The 17,815-nt window shown below is 63.6% G+C and carries 13 protein-coding genes; 3 read left to right on the top strand and 10 right to left on the bottom strand.

Annotation, left to right across the window (positions count from 1 at the left end; genetic code table 11):
• Window positions 1–777 precede the first annotated feature (777 nt).
• The 9 genes from K8U03_22880 to K8U03_22840 all read right to left on the bottom strand — a co-directional run bounded on the left by K8U03_22880 (window position 778) and on the right by K8U03_22840 (window position 14,332).
• Window positions 778–2,127 carry a hypothetical protein gene (locus tag K8U03_22880; GenBank protein MCE9607743.1) on the bottom strand — a complete coding sequence of 450 codons (1,350 nt, stop codon included), beginning with the start codon at window positions 2,125–2,127 and terminating at the stop codon, window positions 778–780.
• A gap of 18 nt (window positions 2,128–2,145) precedes the next feature.
• A complete protein-coding gene (locus K8U03_22875) occupies window positions 2,146–2,832 on the bottom strand; it encodes a penicillin-binding protein activator LpoB (GenBank protein ID MCE9607742.1) in 687 nt (228 codons plus the stop codon).
• A gap of 252 nt (window positions 2,833–3,084) precedes the next feature.
• Entirely contained in the window at window positions 3,085–4,647 is a 1,563-nt protein-coding gene (locus K8U03_22870; GenBank protein ID MCE9607741.1) for a sialate O-acetylesterase, read from the bottom strand.
• 97 nt (window positions 4,648–4,744) lie between these two features.
• The gene (locus tag K8U03_22865; GenBank protein ID MCE9607740.1) at window positions 4,745–5,875 is read right to left on the bottom strand and encodes a mandelate racemase/muconate lactonizing enzyme family protein; all 1,131 of its coding nucleotides are present in this window, start codon (window positions 5,873–5,875) and stop codon (window positions 4,745–4,747) included.
• The gene (locus K8U03_22860) at window positions 5,872–7,371 is read right to left on the bottom strand and encodes a M81 family metallopeptidase (GenBank protein ID MCE9607739.1); all 1,500 of its coding nucleotides are present in this window, start codon (window positions 7,369–7,371) and stop codon (window positions 5,872–5,874) included. Before K8U03_22860 ends, K8U03_22865 begins: the two co-directional genes overlap by 4 nt.
• A gap of 96 nt (window positions 7,372–7,467) precedes the next feature.
• Complete coding sequence (locus K8U03_22855; protein ID MCE9607738.1) at window positions 7,468–8,559, bottom strand: Gfo/Idh/MocA family oxidoreductase; 1,092 nt, start codon at window positions 8,557–8,559, stop codon at window positions 7,468–7,470.
• Between the two features lie 33 nt (window positions 8,560–8,592).
• Entirely contained in the window at window positions 8,593–10,515 is a 1,923-nt protein-coding gene (locus K8U03_22850) for a CocE/NonD family hydrolase (protein MCE9607737.1), read from the bottom strand.
• 18 nt (window positions 10,516–10,533) lie between these two features.
• Window positions 10,534–11,898, bottom strand: coding sequence for a DUF1552 domain-containing protein (locus tag K8U03_22845; protein ID MCE9607736.1), 1,365 nt, complete (start codon window positions 11,896–11,898; stop codon window positions 10,534–10,536).
• A complete protein-coding gene (locus tag K8U03_22840; GenBank protein ID MCE9607735.1) occupies window positions 11,861–14,332 on the bottom strand; it encodes a DUF1592 domain-containing protein in 2,472 nt (823 codons plus the stop codon). The genes K8U03_22845 and K8U03_22840 overlap by 38 nt, the downstream gene beginning before the upstream one ends.
• A 368-nt stretch (window positions 14,333–14,700) precedes the next feature.
• Here K8U03_22840 and K8U03_22835 point away from each other — a divergent pair, with 368 nt between their 5' ends.
• Together K8U03_22835 and K8U03_22830 are read left to right on the top strand one after the other, a co-directional pair.
• Window positions 14,701–15,516 (top strand): creatininase family protein, encoded by an 816-nt coding sequence (locus tag K8U03_22835; GenBank protein MCE9607734.1) that lies wholly within the window; start codon window positions 14,701–14,703, stop codon window positions 15,514–15,516.
• 76 nt (window positions 15,517–15,592) lie between these two features.
• A complete protein-coding gene (locus K8U03_22830; GenBank protein MCE9607733.1) occupies window positions 15,593–16,282 on the top strand; it encodes an HPP family protein in 690 nt (229 codons plus the stop codon).
• Between the two features lie 22 nt (window positions 16,283–16,304).
• Here the strand turns inward: K8U03_22830 and K8U03_22825 are convergent, their stop codons facing one another.
• Window positions 16,305–17,012 (bottom strand): SGNH/GDSL hydrolase family protein, encoded by a 708-nt coding sequence (locus K8U03_22825; protein MCE9607732.1) that lies wholly within the window; start codon window positions 17,010–17,012, stop codon window positions 16,305–16,307.
• A gap of 120 nt (window positions 17,013–17,132) precedes the next feature.
• Between K8U03_22825 and K8U03_22820 the strand changes: the two genes are divergently transcribed.
• Window positions 17,133–17,815, top strand: a 683-nt coding sequence (locus tag K8U03_22820) for a M81 family metallopeptidase (protein MCE9607731.1), incomplete at its 3' end; no start/stop codon positions are given.

The following is a 17,815-nucleotide window of genomic DNA, read 5'->3' as shown; positions in this document are numbered from 1 at the left end:
GCGCCGGCTTGCGACTTGAAAAACATTCGTGCGTCGTCGCCCGAGCGGGCTTGGGCATCTTGTCAAACGATTCTCTACGCAGAGCATTCCGCCCGAACCGGCTTGCTTCGCATGAAGAAAGACTGGCTCGCGCGACGACGCACCGGACGACGCCCAGGGCAGCGAAGCGTTCTTTGCGATGTTGCAACTTCGCAGAGAACGTCGTGCAAATTCAATCCTCGTTGGCTGTCGCCTCGCGTTTCATCCACGAACGCAAGACGACCGAGGATCGCGATGCGTGATCATTCGCCGAAGCAAACCCGCACGCACCGCAGGCCGGAAAGAGACATCGAGCGATCGTCTTCACAACAATCGTTCGATCGACCATCGTCGCAAGGGACCAAGCTTAGCGCTCGATTCGTTCCAACCACGGCGGCGACAAGCGGCGCGGCCGTGGCTAAAAATTCCCCATCGCGATTCGTCGTTGCCGGTCTCGCATAGACAAGCAACGCGTCGAAACCTACCGGAGGTCGGAGTCTCGTCTCCTCACGCGGTTCAACATCGCACTAAGCGCCGCGAACTTCAACGCGAAGAATTGGGCCATGTCTGCAAAGTAGCAGGCACGTTTCACGTGCCGTCCGCCACGAACGATACGGAACGATCATCGCGGTACGGCCCCGGATATGCATCCGGGGCTATTGAACGGAGCTGCGTGTGGACAGAGGCTGCGTGCGTCGCGATGCTGCACTTAGCTTCAAAGCTTCGTGCGGCTACGGCACGTGGAACGTGCCTGCTACTTTATTGCTTGCTGGTCGAGATCGTGCCGGCGAGGTTGCCGAGGGGGAAGTTGGCGAGCATAAAGCTGTTGCGGCCGTCGGCGATTTCGACTTGCGCGTTCGACGGTCGACCGAGCGGCAGGCCGGAGGTCATTTGCGATTGCAGCGTGATGTCGTGCGTGCCGGCCGGCAACTCGACGCGGAGCACTTGGATCTTGTCGGGCAGCAAGCCCCAGCAGCGCGTATCGGCCGACTCGCTCGCTTCCCAAGCGACGCCGACGACGTCGAGCGCGAAGCCGGGGAGCGAATTCTTCTCGATCCCGAGCGCTTCCTTCGTGCCGTACACGACTCCCTTCTTCACGATCCGCCGCACGACCGCTTCGGCGACGATCCGGTCGTAAACCGCTTCATGTTGCTCGACCGCCATCCGACCGATATCGGTGATCGTCGCCGTCCGGCCGACTTGAAAGCCGTTGACCCGAACGTCGATCGCGCCGACTTCGTGCGGCGTCAACACGACGCGCGGCACTTTCACCGGCGCAATCGTCGGCGGCAAAGTCTGATTGCCGAGCACGCTCAAGATGCGATCGGCGATCAGGAGCGAGATAGTCGAGGCCTCTTCGTAAACTTCTTCCTTATAAGGGCCGACGCCGACGAGCGTGATCACGTACAGCACGCCGTTGCCCGGCTGCGAGTGCTTGCCGTATCGGGCCCGTTCGAGGTCTTGCTGCGCATAGGGAAACTCCGGCTCCCAACTACAGACGACGGCGCACGAGCGCTCGACGTCGTCGAAGTCGGCGTGCGTCTGTTCGCGAATCGCGCCGTTGAGATAAGCTCCGAAGGCGACGCGATGGTAGTTCGCTTTCGGGTTGGTGCCGTCGGATTCGGTCGCCGCGTGGATGAGCTGCTGCTGCTTCTCCGCGACTTGATACGCATACGCGCCGACGTCTTGCCCGTCGGTCATCAAGTTCGCGAGACAAAGAAACACGCGGATCAACACCTTCTCGTAGTCTTCGCCGGCATAGGCTTCCGACTGCGCGTCGGTGAGCATCGACAGCGCCTTCTCGCCGACGGCCGGCTTTTCGAGATGGTCGAACTTGTCGCGCATCGCGCGGAGCCCTTGCTCGGCTTCCTTCGCTTGGCCGGCCGAGAGCTGCACGACGGCCCGATCGAGCGTCAGCACGTTGCGATCGCAGCGGCGCTTCATACCGACTTCGAGCGTCTCTTCGGTGGCGGCGATGTTGCCGGTGCCGAAGGCGTCGCGCACTTCGGTCAGGCGATCGGCATACGTGGCGCAGCCGCCGAGCGTCGCCAGCGAAGCGATGCCGACGACGAGCAAGGCGATGCGCGCAAGGCTGCGGGAGCGGACCATCGGTGCGTCTCCCCGGCGCTAGCGCTTGAGCCCGGCTTGGCTCATCAACTTCGAGACCATCGAATGGTGATAGCCCTTCGAGATCGTGGCCGCTTGCTTATCGTAGAAGCCGTTGTGGACGTTCACCATTTCGAGCGTGAGTTGGTAGTCGCGCTGCATCTCTTTGTTGCTGCGCGTGGTGCCGGAGGTCACCGTGGCATAGAGGAGGAAGTCGAACGGCTGCTGTTGCTGCTCCATCACGGCGGCGAAGGTGCGCATGTTTTGCGGGACGAGCAGCACGTCGGGCCGGAGACGGCATTGCATCAGGCCGGCGTCGATGTAGCGCTTGTTGATCGGCTGAAACGCTTGCGACTGCACGATGTGCATGTCGATCGTTTGATAAAGTTGGTCTTTGAAGTCGCCGATCTCTTCGGCGCTTTTGTTTTCGACGGCGACGAAGCAGACGCGCTTCGGCTGTTGCGGAGCCAGTTCGCCGGTCGGAGTCAGGAGCGGAGCCGAATGCCGGGCCAGCAATTGGCCGACCGCTTGCTCGACGAGCGGCTTAAACGTCTCCGCGCCGGCCGCATGGCTGCCGACCATGTCGGCCTTCGCCGGATCGCGCACCTCGGCATATTGGTTGCCTCGGCAGCCTGCGAACGTGCCGGCCGAGAGCACGGCTCCGGCCAGGCGACGCCCGAACGTACGACGATCGAAAACGGAAGACATAGGGAATCCTTTCCCGAAACGGAATGGCCTGCGAGCCTCGCACTTTGCCGGCTCCGCCGGCATCGCGCGGCCGACGAATGCGACTCGCTATCCGTGGTTCATCGAGCGACGGGACCTCGATTCTGTAACGATTCTTCCGGTCGGCCGGATTCCGCAAACTTCGACACGCCGGCGGCGGCGCAAAAAAAGAAGCCCGCACGCCGAACGACGTGCGGGCTTCTGCGAAGGAGCTTTCCTAAGAGTCAGTTGCCATTACCACGAATCGGTGCGGAACGTCACCGCCGGCAGGCCGTCTTTGTTGAACAGGTTGGCCCAGGTTCGTTGATGGGCCCAGGCATAGCGCACGGCGGTCGGCTTGGCGACTTCGGCGTTGCTCAGGACGACGGTGTCGCCGTCGATCACGGCCTCGGCCCAGCGGAAGACTTTGTCGTCGCCGGCGATGGCGAAGCCTTGCAGCTTCTCACCGTGCTTGAAGGCCAAGCCTTGGCCGATGTGCGTGAACTTCACGCGCACCTTATCTCCTTCGACCGTGTGCGAAGCGTAGAGCGGGCCGTAGTATTCGATCGGCTTGCCGTACGTCATGCCGAGAGCCACGGCACCGGCGCGGCTGCCGTAGCCCGACTTGTTCGACGGATGAACGCCGGGCCCGAGATCGGAGCTGATCGCCATGCCGACGTTCGGATACTTCATGATCTTCACGTGGGTCTCGACGTAAAGCCCGTCCGTAGTTCCCGGCGGAGCGGCGGGGAGCGCCGAAGGGCGTTGGGCTTGCGAGGTGACGGGATTCGTTACGTCCCAGGCGCAGCCGTTGCCGCTCGGCTTTTGCACGTAGATGAACGCGAAGTCGCCGACGTTCCACGCGGCGCGCCAGCTCCGAATGAGCGTCCCCATGAGCGTGGTTTGGTCGACGCCGCCGAGCCGCGTGCCGCTTTCGCCTTGATCCCAGAGGACGCCCCGAATTCCATAGCCGACGAAGGGGCGAATGTAGGCGTCGTACAAGTAGCCGGGCAAGTTGGTGAACACCATGCCGGGCTTATCGTACGGAGCCGGCTTCCGGACGTCGGGCTTCCCGGCGGCCTTGGCAGCGGCGTTGGCTTTTTCCCAAGTCGGCAGATCGACCTCTTCATAGTGCTTCATCAACGCGTCGTAACCTTTCGCGTACTCCGCGATTTGCTTCTGCACTTCGGGATCGCCGGCGACCGCCTCTTGCGAGACCCACGCGCCCGACGGCGTACCGCCGACCGCGCCGAGCAGCATGCCGACCGGCACCTTCAAGTCTTCGTTCACGCGCACGGCGAAGGCGAACAAGATCGCCGAGAAGTTCGCGTTGTTTTTCGGATTCGATTCGTTCCAGCCGCTGCTGACGGTGCAGCCGCGAATCGTGGGGTAAGCCGTTGCGGCGAGCTTCGCCAACTCCGGATCGCTCGGCGCGTAGTGGACCACGGCACCTTGCATGTTCGACTGACCGGAGCCGACCCAAACTTCGCCGACGAGAATGTCTTTCAGCGTGATCGTGTTCGTCGCCGCGATCGTGAGCTCGTCGGGCCCGCCGGCTTTGAGGCCGGTGAATTCGACACGCCAGTTTCCTTTGGCGTCGGCTTCGGTTTTTTGTTCTTGGTCGCGGAAGCGGACGGTGATCTTCTCACCGGCGGCGGCGGTGCCCCACAGCGGGGCCTTCGTTTCGCGCTGCAACACCATGTGGTCGCTGAAGAAGCGCGGCAGCTTGACCTCGGCACTGGCGACACCGCAGACCGACAGCCACACGGCCGCGGCGATGCCGGAAAAACTCGAGGCGAACATGCGAGGCAGACGCATGATGGATGCTCCTAAAAAACGGAGAAGGGTCGTGGATGAAATGGCGAACGGGCGTCGAGCGGATCCGAATCTTACGGCAGCGAGGCGGTATGCCGCGCTAGAGAAGTTTCTCCCCGCCGGTGTATTTCTTCAAAGCGTCGAGATCGAGTTCGAGGCCGAGCCCGGGAGTGGAAGGAATCGCCAACATGCCGTCGGCGTCGAGCTTCCAACCGCCGAGCGTGATCTCGTCGATAAACGGCGAACCGGTGAGATACTCGACGAGGTCGGTCGTCGGGAAAGCCGAGGCCAGGTGCAAGTCGGCGGCGAGTCCGACGGCCGTGTTCCAACCGTGCGGGATGAAGCGCACGCCGTGTTCTTGCGCCATCCACGCGATGCGGCGCTCTTCGCTGATGCCGCCGACCTTCGTCACATCCGGCTGGATGATGTCGAACGCGCGGGCTTCGAGAAACGGCTGAAACGCTTGGCGCCGCGTCAACACTTCGCCTCCCGAGATCGGCACCGGCGAATGCTCGCGCAGCTTCGCGTAGTCTTCGAGCGCGTCGGGATCGAGAGCTTCCTCGAACCAATGCACATCGTAGTCGGCGAGCATCTTCGCCGTGTTGAGGGCCCATTTGTAACCGTTCGGCCAGTAGGCATCGCTGCCGCCGGCATCGACCATCAGGCGCGACTCCGAGCCGACCGCTTCGCGCGCCGCGCGGACGATGGCTTCGTCGGTCGCGGCGTTGCGCCGCCCGAACGGACCCCAGCCGATCTTGAAAGCGCGGAAGCCTTGCGACTTCACCGCGAGCAAGTGGTCGCGCAGCTTCGCCGGCTCGTCCATCAGGAGCGAGGCATACGGTTGCACCCGCTCGCGATAACGTCCGCCGAGCAAGCGCCCGACCGGTTGGTTCGTCGCTTTGCCCAAGAGGTCCCACAGCGCGATGTCGATGCCGCTGATGGCATGCGTGATCGAGCCGCCGCGACCGAGCCAGAACATATTTTGATGCAGCTTCTCGCTCACCCGTTCCGGCTCGAGCGCGTTCTCGCCCCGATAGAGCGGCTCGAGCACGGCCAACGACGCGCGCACGAGCGCATCGTTCGTGAAGACGCTGCCGAGCCCGATCGGGCCTTCGTCGGTATGCACGGCGATGAGCGTATGCACGCAATCGTCGGGGCGAAGCTCGTTGCTCCAGCCTCCTTCAGGCGTAGCGCCGCGCAGGCCTGCGCAGCGGATTTCTTTGATCTTCATAGAGGGCGTCGGAAGCGTTTGACGAGAGGTTGGAAAGAAACATTGGCATCGAGCGGAAAGATCGGGCGCGGGCAGCGCGTGTGGCCGAGGTAGGGGAGGTTGGCGCTCGACGAGCCGGGCGCGTCGATGTTCACTAACCGCGCGCACCAATCGGCATACATATGATGTTGGCAATGCGGCGACTTGACCACGACGGCGTCGAAGCGTTTCGGATCTTGACCGTGGGCGTAGAAGTAGGAGCGGTCGTAGAGGTTCACGGCGCGACTGCCGACGACGAGCGTGAAGTTCCCGGCTTCGAGCACGGCGGTCGGCCCGGCGAACCATTCTTCGCCGAACGATTCGCTGCGGAAGCGACCGTCGGCGAGCAAGCGTACGCGGGCCGTGATCTCCAGCGGGGTGAAACGGCGCGGATCGAGCGTGCCGCCGAGCGTGGTGCGAATCGTCGCCCCGATGCCCGCGGCGAAAGCTTGCCGCACGGCGGGCTCGTCGACGATCGGGATCAGCGCGCGACCTCGGTAGCCGGTCTCGATCAGCTTGCGAAGCACGGCGTTGCTGTCGCCGGAAGCGCCGGAGCTCGTCGCATCGGCCGCATCGACGAGCGCGAGAGTTCCTGCGTGATGCTCCTTCGCGATGGCGGCCATCTCGTCGAGGCTCGCCAGCGGCACGCGCATTTTTTCGTGATTCGCCCAAAAACTTTCGGCGATGCGCAGCGCCTCGCGCTCGGCGAGTGCCGGGTCGTCGTCGGCGACGACGAAGCTGTAGGTTTGCAAGGCGGGAACATCGGTAAACGGGTTGCCGATGAACATCCCGGCGGAAAGGCCGCGCGAGCCCGCCTCGGCGGCTTGAGCGATGCGAATGCTCTCGCCGAACAGGCCGGTCGCGGTGATCAGCTCGTCGCCGCGCACGAGCGTCGGGATCGCGACTTGGGCCGTGACCGGTCGCACTTCGCCCGCGACGACGCGGAGCAGCAGCCGCGCCGCGCGCGCTCCGGTCTCGAAGAAGTCGACGTGCGGATAGGTGTGATACGCCACGATCGCGCTAGCGTGCTCGAGCATCCGTTCGGTGAGGATGCCGTGCAGATCGAGCGAGACGACGATCGGAATCCGCTCGCCGAGAATCTTCCGCGTTTCGGCGAGCAGCCAGCCCTCGGGATCCAGCTCTTCTTCGCTCGCCATCGCGCCGTGCATGCAGAAGTAAACGCCGTCGACCGGCGGCGCGGCGCGCACGGCGGCGAGGAATTCCTCGGCGATCCGCTCCCAAGCGGCTTTCGCTAAGGTGCCGCCGGAGGTGATGAAGAACGCACTATAGGCCGGCACCAGCTCGACCGCAGGTGCGGCATCGAACACGCTGAGCGCTCCGCCGACTTCGTTGCGCACTCGGCGATGGTAGGTGAGGATCTCTTCGCCGCGTCGAACCGCGAAGTCTTCGTAGCCGCTGAGGTGCGGGTTGAAGGTCGAGACTTCCTGCTTGCATTCGGCGATGAGGATCTTAAGCATGGGGGCGAGATTCTTGCGGTGCGATACCAAGGCGAGCGACCAGGATTGTCGTCGACCGCCGGGTGCGCATCAAGCGTCGGAATGGGCGAATGCCGGTTAAGCGACCGGCTCGCTCGCCATGTCGGTCATCATGTCTATGGACGTGCCGGTCGATGCGCTCCGCGCTACCGCTTCGGTGAACTCCATATAGCGCACGCCGGCGGCGAAGTCGGTGAACGCGACCGCTCGGCCGGAGCGAATCGATGCGACGAAATCGGCTTCGACGTTCCAGCCGCCGCGCTCCGCGGCCGGGATTTCAAACTCTTGCAACGCGCCATCTCCTTGTCGTGCGCCGAAGATCCGCTCTTGCGGAGTAAGCTCGATGCGCAGCGTCCCTTCGCTGCCGTAGAGATGAATCTGAGCGCCGGGCCCGAAGCGCGTGATGCCGCTGGCGTGGTAGATCGCCTGCGCGCCGCCGGCCAACGTCGCCAACACTTGCACGCTATCCGGAGTGCCGACGAGGAGGGTCGTGCCTGTTTCCGGGTCGCGCCGTTCGGCCGTAAACGCAGTCGCTTGGGCGAAGACGCGCACCGGCTCGGCGACCCACCGCGAAAACGTTTCCTGCGCGATGCCGAGCATCAGCATGTTCACGCCCGACAGCTCGGCCACTTGCCGCCAATGCAGCGGAGCGTCGGCATCGGCGAGGGCGTCGTTCGTGGCGATGACGACCGCCTCGCGCAATTCGCCGAGATAGCTCCGGCCGACATGCCCTTCGCGCAAGAGCCGCTTCACCGTGGAGTCGATGCCGAGCCCGAGCGGGCTCGGCACGAGCTGCGCGACGAGCGCCGGATTGCGCTGAGCGGCGGCCAGCATTTGCCGCGCTTCGGCGACGTTCATCGCCATGCGCGCCTCGCAGAGGACATGCTTCCCGGCGTCGAGCGCTGCGACCGTGATCGGGCAGTGTAGATACGGCCAAGTGCCGATCACGACGGCATCGATTTCCGGATCGGCGACCAGGTCTTGCCAATGTTCGTAGGAGCGGGGAATGCCGAACTCGCGCATGGCGCGGGCCGTCGACTCGGGGCGGCGATTGCAAACCGCCGTGATCGCGACGTCGCCGCAAGCCAATAGGCCCGGCACATGCCGGAGCCGGGTATTGCCGCCGAGCCCGACGACTCCGATTCGTAGCGGCGAGTTGGCTGCGCTCATCGTTGAGGGTTCCGTGCGGTGGTTGAAGCGGCGCTAAGGAATTCGCGTGGCGGACAGCCGTGAGGATAACATTCGCGAACGATAAACGCGCTGCACGCTTTTACGAAAATCGGACTCTTTCGCTTGGTAAATATCGACGAACGTTTGCGGATTGCGGTCGACCAGCGGAAACCAACTACTTTGCACCTGCACCATGATTTTGTGTCCGTGGCGAAACGTATGATAAACGTCCGGCAGCGTGAACTTGACCGTGGTCGGTTCGTGCGGCGCGAACGGTTGCGGCTGCTCCAGGCTCTCGCGAAACTTTCCGCGCATGATCTCGGCGCGAACCAACTGCTGATAACCTCCCAGGCGGATGTCACCCGGGTTCGGTTGAGGGTCGGCCGTGTTCGCGGGATAGACGTCGATCACTTTGACGACCCAATCCGCATCGGTGCCGCTCGTTGAGACCCGCAGATCGGCGACCAGCGGCCCGACGAGCGTGAGGTCGGCGTCGAGCGACTCGGTTTCATAGGTAAGCACGTCGGGACGCGAGGCCGCGAAGCGCTGGTCGGCGGCCATGTATTCAGGGAGCGGGCGAAAGCCGACCTTGTCGATATAGGGGACCGGCTTGGCCGGATCGCTCACGTATTCATCGAAGGCCGCGTCTGCGGCAACGTCGGCCGGCGGCTCGGTCGCCAGTTTGCCGCGAGGATGGAAGTGCCAAGTGATCGGGGTCGTCTCGCGCGGCGGCCAGACGGCATGCTCGTGCCAGCGATTTGCGCCGGTCTCGAACATCAGCGCTTCGGGCGGCTCGTAAGCGCCGCGCCCTTTCAGATGGTGTTCGAAGAACGGAAACTCGATCTTCTCGCGAAAATAATCGGCGGTCGCCGAGCCGAACGAGACGGGACCGAGTCGCGCACCGTCGCCGGAGTTCCAGCCGCCGTGCGTCCAAGGGCCCATGACTAACGTGCTCGCGGTGCCGGGGCTTTGCGCTTCGAGCTCGCGGTAAGTGAGCAACGTGCCGTAGAGGTCTTCGGCATCGAACCAACCTCCGACGATCAACACGGCCGGCTTGATGTTCTTCAAGTGCGGCACCAGCCGGATCGATTTCCAGTAGTCGTCGTAGACGGGATGCTTCGCGATCGTGTTCCAATAGGGAACCTCGCCGCGGTAGTAACGCGTGTCGACGTTCGAGAGAGGCCCGAGCTTCAAGAAGAAGTCGTAGCCGTCGGGGGTGCCGTAGTCGGGGCGAGGGGGCGCCGTGTCGAACGGCCGAGGGCGAGCCATGCCCATGATCGGCATGTAGAAAAACGTGTGGTTGAGAAACAGCGCGCCGTTGTGGTGCCAATCGTCGCCTGTGAACATGTCGCCGATCGGCGCTTGCGGCGAAACCGCTTTCAGGGCGGGATGCGCATCGATCATTCCCGCCGCCGCCAGCCAACCTCGATAGGAGGTGCCGTAGTGGCCGACCTTGCCGTTATGGTCGGCGACGTTCTTGAGCAGCCACTCGATCGTGTCGTAGGTATCGGTGCTTTCGTCGACGTCGCGCGGGCCGGCTTTGCGCGGCTCGTGCGGGCGCATCGCGACGAAATCTCCTTCGGACATCCAGCGCCCGCGAATGTCTTGGTAAACAAAGATGTAGCCCGACCGCGCGAAGTGCGCCGACGGCCCGAGGCTGCCGGGAAATCGCTCTTCGCCGTAGGGGGCGAGGCCCGACTGCGTGCGGATCATCAAGAGGGGCCGAGCTCGGTCGGTTGGCGGTTGCCCGGCCGGCGGAGTCGGCACGGCTTTCGGCGAGTAGACGGCCGTGAAGAGCCGGGCCCCGTCGCGCATCGGAATTCGATACTCGCGCTTGACGTAATGGGCCCGAAGATAGTCGGGCCCCTGGGCGAAAGTCGGCGCAGCCGAGCAAAGGATCGCGCCATGAATAACGACCACGGCCAAGTGCCGCAGCGTGGCGGAAGGGAGCGACATGGCGCATGTCTTTCGCGGTTACGTGCCGGCTTCCAGGCCGGTGAGGGTGCCGGTGCTCGAGGCGAACTTGTCGGCTTCGATTCCCATCCGTTGCAGCATGCTCACATAGAGATTGCAGAGCGGCGGATTCTTGTTTTCATCGAACGCGAGATGCTGCCCATGCTTGAAGCCGCCGCCGGCCAACAGCACCGGCATGTTCTTCACCGAATGCTTCGAGGCGTCGGCAAGGTTGCTGCTGAAGAAGATCATCGTCCGGTCGAGGAGCGACTCTCCTTCTTCGCGCGTCTGCTTCAACTGTGCGAAGAAGTCGCGCAGCGTTTTCATCTTTTCCAATTCGAGCGTTCGGAGCTGCGCGATCTTCGCCGGGTCTTTGCCGTGGTGCGAGAGATCGTGGTGGCCTTGGCTGACTCCCGCGATCGGCGGCACGCCGCTGGTGCCGAGTAGTTGAAGCGTGAGCAACCGGCTGGAGTCGGTTTGGATCGCGAGGTGCATGAGATCGAACCAGACGCGGTTCTTTCCGATCAAGTCGGTCGAGTTCACCACGTTTTGCGGCGGCTTCGCCTCGACTTTGGGCTTCGGTCGTTTCGACCAAGCCTCGGCCTGAGCGAGTCGCTGCTCCAGCTCGCACACGCTCGTGAAGTATTCGTTGAGCTTCTCGCGGTCGTCGGAGCCGAGCGCAGGATGCAGCCGACGGGCTTGCTCGCGCACGGCGTCGAGCACGCTCTTGCCGTCTTGCAGTCGACGCGCTTGCGCCGCGACTTCATCCGGCCGGCCTTCCAGGAACAGCTTGGTAAACACACTCGTCGGCCAAGCCTCGGCCGGAACCGGAGCGCCGCTGCGAGTCCAGCCGAGCCCGACCCCTTCGCACGACAACGTCAAACTCGAGAACCGCGTTTCGCCGAGCAGGTGTTCGGCCGCGAATTGATCGAGCGAGATCGTGTTGCGGAAGCCGGCGCGCCGTTCGGGATGCGGCGCGGCGGTGAGAAAGCTTTGGTTCGAGTCGTGGCTCGGCCCGACGTCGGGATGCGACAAGCCGGAGACGACGGTGAAGTCGTCGCGAAACTCCTTAAGCACTTCGAGGTAGGGCGACAATTTGTAGTCGCGGCCCGCCTGCTCCGGGAAGAAGTTCGCCGGATGGAGGCCGAGCGGCGTGTTGATGCAGACCATGCGCCGCTTCGGCTTGGCCGCCTCGTTCGCGGCGCGGACGCGCGGCTGCATCGCGTCTAACAAAGGGAGCGCGACGGCTACTCCGGTGCTTCGCAAGAACGTGCGACGAGGAATCTTCACGGCATTCTCTCCTGGTTCGACCTGCGACGAACGACGAACGAATAACGAACGTATACGGCTATTTGTTTCCGAACAGACTGCTGCGGACCACTTCATGCACGAGCGACTTGAGACCGTAATCTTTCGCGCGAATCCGATCGACCATCGCGTCGAGCTCGGCTCGGTCGACCGACGTCGGGGCGGCACCCGTCGCGTAGGTGACGAGCTTCGTCGCTAAAGCGCGGGCCAATTGGTCTCGATCGCGCAGCAACAGTTGCTTGAACTCGTCGATGTCGGCAAAGGCCCGACCGTCTGCGGTCACGTCGGCAGGGTCGACTTTCTTGCCGATGTGATACGCCATGCGCCGGCCGTCGATCGTGACCGATTCGCCGCTGCCGGTGACGCGATAACGCTCGCGGAAGCCGCCGATGCAGTCGAAGCTTTCCAGCGCGAAGCCGGGAGGATCGATCTTCGCATGGCAACCGCCGCAGGCCGCCGAAGCGCGGTGCTTCGCCAGTTGCTCGCGAATCGTCGTCGCGCCGCGAATGTCGGGATCGATGGCCGAGACGTTGTCGGGCGGCGGGGCAGGGGGAGTCGCCAGAAGCCGGTCGAGCACCCACGCGCCGCGCATCACGGGCGAGGTCGTCGTGCCGTTCGACGTCACTTTCAAGACGCTCGCCATCGTCAACACGCCCCCCCGATGACTCTTCGGCGGCAGCGACACTTTGCGAAACTCCCAACCGTCGGGGCCCGGAATGCCGTAGTGCTTCGCCAACCGACCGTTGAGCAGCGTGAAGTCCGACGACGTGAAGTTCAGCAGGCTTAAGTCGTGCTTCAAGACTTCTTCGAAGAACAACTCCGTTTCGCGAATCATCGACACTTTCAACAGATGATCGAACTCGGGGTAGAGAATGTGGCTCGGCTCGGTGAAGTCGATCTCGCGCAGCCCGAGCCATTGGCCGACGAAGTTCTCGGTGAAGGCCGCCGCGCGCGGATGCCGGAGCAGCCGCTCGACTTGGCGTTGCAGCTCTTCTTGATCGGTGAGCTTTCCTTGCTCGGCGGCGACAAGCAATTCTTCGTCGGGCATCGTGCTCCAGAGGAAATACGAAAGCCGCGAGGCGAGAGCGTAGTCGTTCAGCTTGCCGGGCGTTTCGCGCAGGAATAAGAACTCCGGCGACAGCAGCACCCCCTTCAGCGCGGCGCGGATCGCTTGCTCGAAGGTGTAGCTCGCGGCGAGCTTCGCTTCGACGATCGCGACATACGGCCGCACGTCTTCATCGGCGACCGGCCGGCGAAACGCGCGGCGGGTAAACCGCCGGAGGATGCGATCGGCGTCGGCCTTGGCGTCGTCGGAAGCGACTTCGACCCGCGTGCTGAAGTTGTACACCGGCGCGGGCTTCTGCCGCAGATCGCCGAGCAGCCGGCGATGGCTTTCCGGGGGCCACACTTCGTTCAGCGGTCCCTCGACTTCGACCCATTGCACGGCGAGGCCTGTTCCTTCGTAGGAGTCGGCCCCGATTTTCGACACGACGTTCGCACCCGCCAAGCCGTACGGCAGCAGCGCGATCGTCGTCCGGGGTTCCATGTAGCGGACGAACTCGAAGACCTTCGGGTCGTCGGGCGGGGCGTCGAAGTAGCCGACCAAGCCGCTCGTGCCGGTCAGCCGCGTGTTCCCCGCCGTGACGCGAAACGTGACCGGCTTGCCTGCGCTTTGGAAGGCCGAAGCCGAAATCCGGAAACGGTAGAAGCCTCCCTCGTTCGGGTAGAACTTCGACACGCCGACGTTGTGCCAAGCCGACGAGCAGAAGCAGACGACCGTGTCGTCGAGAAAGCGATAGACCTTTTCCGTCGTCGTGCGAACCGGATGCGACTCTTTCAAACTGTAACGCGTCTTGACGAGCGCCGGCGCTTGCGGCCGATTGGCGATGGCGAGGTTCAAGGCCGTGTCGGCCGCTTCCAAGTAGCGATCCATCAAGAACGACGACGTATGCAAGGCCGCTCCGGCGTTGTCGAAGCCGTCGGCCGAGCCGTCTTGCGGTAGTTGCTCTCTCAGGTCGACTTCGATGCCGAGCAGATCGCGAATCGTGTTTTGATATTCGTTCCGATTCAATCTCCGAAGCACGACGCGCCCTTCTTTGAGCCGCCGCGCAGTCTCGGCCGTTTTCGTTTCGTCGTCGACCCAGCTCGTGAGCACACGCAGCTCGTCGGCCGTCGGCCGCGGCTTCTCTTCCGGCGGCATCTGGCCGAGCTCGACCCGTTCGACGATCCGCCGCCAGCGGGTCGCGCCGGCGGCATCGAAGGTTCGGGCCGTTTGATCGAGCCGCAGATTCCCTTCTTGCTTCGTCGGGCCGTGGCAAGCGAGACAATATTTTTCCAACAACGGTCGAACCGCGTCGGCGTAGCGATCGCCGGCTGCCGCGCGGGCCGACGAGCTTGCTACCGTCAGGCTAGCGAAGCTCGCGGCGATGAGGATCGCCATGCGCACGACTCTCGTGCGCAGAAAGCCGTGCGGGCGATGCGCGAAGTCGGCGTGCGAGGGCAAGCGATCCATGAGAGCTGTTCTCGGAAAGCGAAACGCGTGGGGGTGCGACGAGCGGCGGAGGGGCGAACGTGCGAGTTCGCGCAGCAAGGAGGGCGGATTCCAACCTCCATCATAGCGGCCTCGTTTTCAACCGCACCACTTCTTGTGCGGCGTTTGTACGAAATCAGGAATCGCCGGCGATCGTATGCACTTCCCTCGACTTGAGCCATCGGCCGTGCGCAATTAGCCTCGACCGCTTTACGAGCCGGCACACACCCCTCGCGAATCTACTCCCGTGAAATGTGCCGACAGATCGAGTATTATCCGGATCGTGAACGAAGCGATTCGTTTCCGCACCCCCTTTCGCGCAGCACCTTTCCTAGCGAGCCGTTCTTATGATGCGCACCTTATTCGCTTGCCTTGCCACCGCCGCCGCGACCTTGTTCGCCTTGCCCGACCCGGTGAAGCCCGATCCGAATTCGCCCCGGCCGATCGAGGCCGTCGACTCGGTATTCATCGAAGACCTGACCTGGATGGAAGTCCGCGATCGGATGCGCGACGGGGTCGATACGGTCCTCATCGCCACGGGCGGAGTCGAGCAGAACGGGCCTTACATCGTGACCGGCAAGCACAACTTCGTGCTGCGCGGAGCGTCGGAACGGATCGCGCGCAAGCTCGGCAACACGCTCGTCGCGCCGATCGTGGCCTTCGTTCCGGAAGGAGATATCGATCCTCCCTCGTTGCACATGAAATATCCCGGCTCGATCAGCCTCCGCGAGGAAACTTTTCAAGCGCTCCTCACCGATCTCTGCGCGAGCTTCAAGACGACCGGCTTCAAGCGGATCGTCTTGCTCGGCGACAGCGGCGGCAACCAGCCCGGCATGAAGGCCGTGGCCGAGAAGCTGAACTCCGCCTGGGGCGGCGCGCCGCGCATCGTCTACGTGCCGGAGTTCTACGACTACGCCGGCCTGACGAAGTGGGTCGAAGCCCAAGGAATTCGTCAACAGCCCGAAGGCCTGCACGACGATTTCGTAATGAGCGCGCAGCTCTTGGCGATCGATCCCGCGACGATTCGGATGCAACAGCGGATCAAGGCCGGCAACTTCCGCATCAACGGCGTCGATCTCGCACCGGCCGAGACGACGATCGCCTGGGGCCGCAAGATCCTCGACTACCGCGCCGACCAAACCGTGGCCGTGATTCGCGCCAAGTAACGGGCGCGGAATGGAGTTCGGTTTCTTTAGGCATCGCCCTGTTAGTTGAGCCCGCCCCATTATTTCTCTTGCGAACTTGCGCCGTTGGTTCGGCGTCGAGCTGGTGGAAGTCAGCGCTCTCGAAAAGCTCGTCGCAGCTTTCGGGGGCGGGCTGTCGATCTTTGCGCTGATCGGGCTCTCGCGGCTCCTGCTGCCCGATGCGGCCGCGTCGGTCGTGATCGCATCGATGGGTGCGAGCGCCGTGTTGCTGTTCGCCGTGCCGCATGGGCCGCTCTCGCAACCTTGGCCGGTGATTGCCGGGCACGGTGTTTCCGCTTTGATCGGCGTGGAGTGTGCTCGGCAGATTGCGGACCCAACCTTGGCCGCGGCTTGCGCGGTCGGGCTGGCGATCGGCGCGATGCACCAGTTGAAATGTATCCATCCTCCCGGCGGCGCCACGGCGTTTACCGCCGTGCTGGGCGGGCCGGCGATCCGAGACTTGGGTTATCGATTCGCCCTTTGTCCGATCCTTGCCAACGCCGTGATGATGGTGCTGTTGGCGATCGCGATCAACGGCTTCTTCCGCTGGCGGCGTTATCCCGCCGCTTGGAATCGCCCGGCGGCAGCGAAACCTTCCGACCCCGCACCTCCTTCGCACGAAGAAATTCTCGCCGCCGTGAGATCCCTCGATTCGTTCGTCGATATCAGCGAAGAAGATCTGATTCAGCTGACGCAACTGCTTTCGCGTCACCAGGAGCGCCCGGCCGGACCGAAAGCGCGGGCATAAAAAATCCGTTGCCGCCGGCGGCTTACTTCCAATACTCGCGCACGGCTCGTTCCCATTCGTCGGCGAGGATCTGATGGCCTGAGTAGGTCGGGTGAATGTCGTCCCAGATCCAATGCGCTGCCGGGCCCCGTTCGGTGGCCCGATCGAGGGCGACTTGGAAGCGTGCGAGTGCCGCGCCATGTTTCTTCGCGAGCCGCGCGACGATCTCCTGCCGCTTCACGACGTCGGCGCTCGGCGAACCTTGTTGCGCCGTCGTCGCCAGATGGTTCACCACGAACGGCTCGCAGAGCACGAGCTTCAGCTTCGGGTTCGCGGCCTTGGCGTCGGTGAGAAGCTTGTCGTAGACCTGCTCGTATTGTTCGAGCGGGACTCGGCCCCGATCGTTCACGCCGATGAGAATACTCAACACGTCGGGCTTGAGATCGAGCGTGTCTTTCTGCCAGCGTTTTTCGAGCTCAAGCACTGTGTTGCCGCTCACGCCTCGATTGTAGAACTCGAGCTTCGCTTCAGGATACGCCGCGCCATGCTTCGCGGCCACGATAAACGCGTAGCCGTGCCCGAGGATATGGTTCGGGTCGAGGCTCCGGCCACGGTTGCCGTCGGTGATCGAGTCTCCTTGAAACAGCACACGCGCGCCGGGCGCGAATGCGCCGATCGGTTCGACGGCTTGCGCCACGGCAGACGAAAATAGAAGCAACGAGGCGAGCATGCGCGAGAGGAAGATTTTCATGGAGGGGATTATGGTCTGCGGCGCGGCCAGTTTCAACACGCCGTGTGGCTTCGTCGTCTTGCGCCGGTTACGATAACGGCCTTGCTTCGGAACCGAGCCTAGGTGAAAGAGAGTGTCGGAATGCGTATCGCCGTCGGGGGAATTCTGCATGAGACCGCGACCTTCGTCGCCGGACGAACCACGCTCGGCGACTTCGAGCGCGGCATCGGCTTGTTCCGCGGCGACGGAATCTTGCGGCGATTCACCGGCGCGAATATGTGCCCCGGCGGCTTTATCGCCGCGGCCGCCGAGCGGAAGTTCGAGCTCGTGCCGCTCCTCTGGACGTTTGCCTATCCCTCGGGCCTGATCGAACGCAGCGCCTATGAAACGCTCAAGGCCGAATTCTTCGAGCGACTCCGCAGCGCCGAAGCGGCCGACGGGCCGGTCGACGGGATGCTGCTCGACTTGCATGGTGCGATGGTCGTCGAAGGGCTCGACGATGCCGACGGCGATATGATTGCGAGCGTGCGTGCCGTGCTCGGTCCGGATCGGCCGCTCGTCGTCACGACCGACTTGCATTCCAATCACACACCGCTGCGCGTGGCGAATGCCGATGCCATCATCGGTTACGACACCTACCCGCATGTCGACATGGCCGAGCGCGGACGCGAGGCCGGCGAGTTGATCGTGAGGATGCTGCAAGGAGCCGTTCGACCGAGGATGGCACTGCGACTGATTCCGCTGTTTTGGAGTGTGCGCGGGCAGGTGACCGCGCATCCGCCGATGGACGAAGTGCTGCGCCGCGCGCATGAGATCGAGTCGCG

This window comes from Planctomycetia bacterium, from assembly GCA_021413845.1.
In the GTDB taxonomy this organism is placed as follows: domain Bacteria; phylum Planctomycetota; class Planctomycetia; order Pirellulales; family PNKZ01; genus PNKZ01.
Note: the sequence above shows the minus strand (reverse complement) of the source record. Positions and strands in the feature narration are given on the sequence as shown.

What these genes read in the sequence shown, in the direction of transcription:
- K8U03_22825 (MCE9607732.1), bottom strand. Translation starts at nt 17,012, where the DNA reads ATGAAAATCTTCCTCTCGCGCATGCTCGCCTCGTTGCTTCTATTTTCG.
- K8U03_22860 (MCE9607739.1), bottom strand. Translation starts at nt 7,371, where the DNA reads ATGCTTAAGATCCTCATCGCCGAATGCAAGCAGGAAGTCTCGACCTTC.
- K8U03_22835 (MCE9607734.1), top strand. Translation starts at nt 14,701, where the DNA reads ATGCGCACCTTATTCGCTTGCCTTGCCACCGCCGCCGCGACCTTGTTC.
- K8U03_22875 (MCE9607742.1), bottom strand. Translation starts at nt 2,832, where the DNA reads ATGTCTTCCGTTTTCGATCGTCGTACGTTCGGGCGTCGCCTGGCCGGA.
- K8U03_22865 (MCE9607740.1), bottom strand. Translation starts at nt 5,875, where the DNA reads ATGAAGATCAAAGAAATCCGCTGCGCAGGCCTGCGCGGCGCTACGCCT.
- K8U03_22855 (MCE9607738.1), bottom strand. Translation starts at nt 8,559, where the DNA reads ATGAGCGCAGCCAACTCGCCGCTACGAATCGGAGTCGTCGGGCTCGGC.
- K8U03_22850 (MCE9607737.1), bottom strand. Translation starts at nt 10,515, where the DNA reads ATGTCGCTCCCTTCCGCCACGCTGCGGCACTTGGCCGTGGTCGTTATT.
- K8U03_22845 (MCE9607736.1), bottom strand. Translation starts at nt 11,898, where the DNA reads ATGAAGTGGTCCGCAGCAGTCTGTTCGGAAACAAATAGCCGTATACGT.
- K8U03_22840 (MCE9607735.1), bottom strand. Translation starts at nt 14,332, where the DNA reads ATGGATCGCTTGCCCTCGCACGCCGACTTCGCGCATCGCCCGCACGGC.
- K8U03_22880 (MCE9607743.1), bottom strand. Translation starts at nt 2,127, where the DNA reads ATGGTCCGCTCCCGCAGCCTTGCGCGCATCGCCTTGCTCGTCGTCGGC.
- K8U03_22870 (MCE9607741.1), bottom strand. Translation starts at nt 4,647, where the DNA reads ATGCGTCTGCCTCGCATGTTCGCCTCGAGTTTTTCCGGCATCGCCGCG.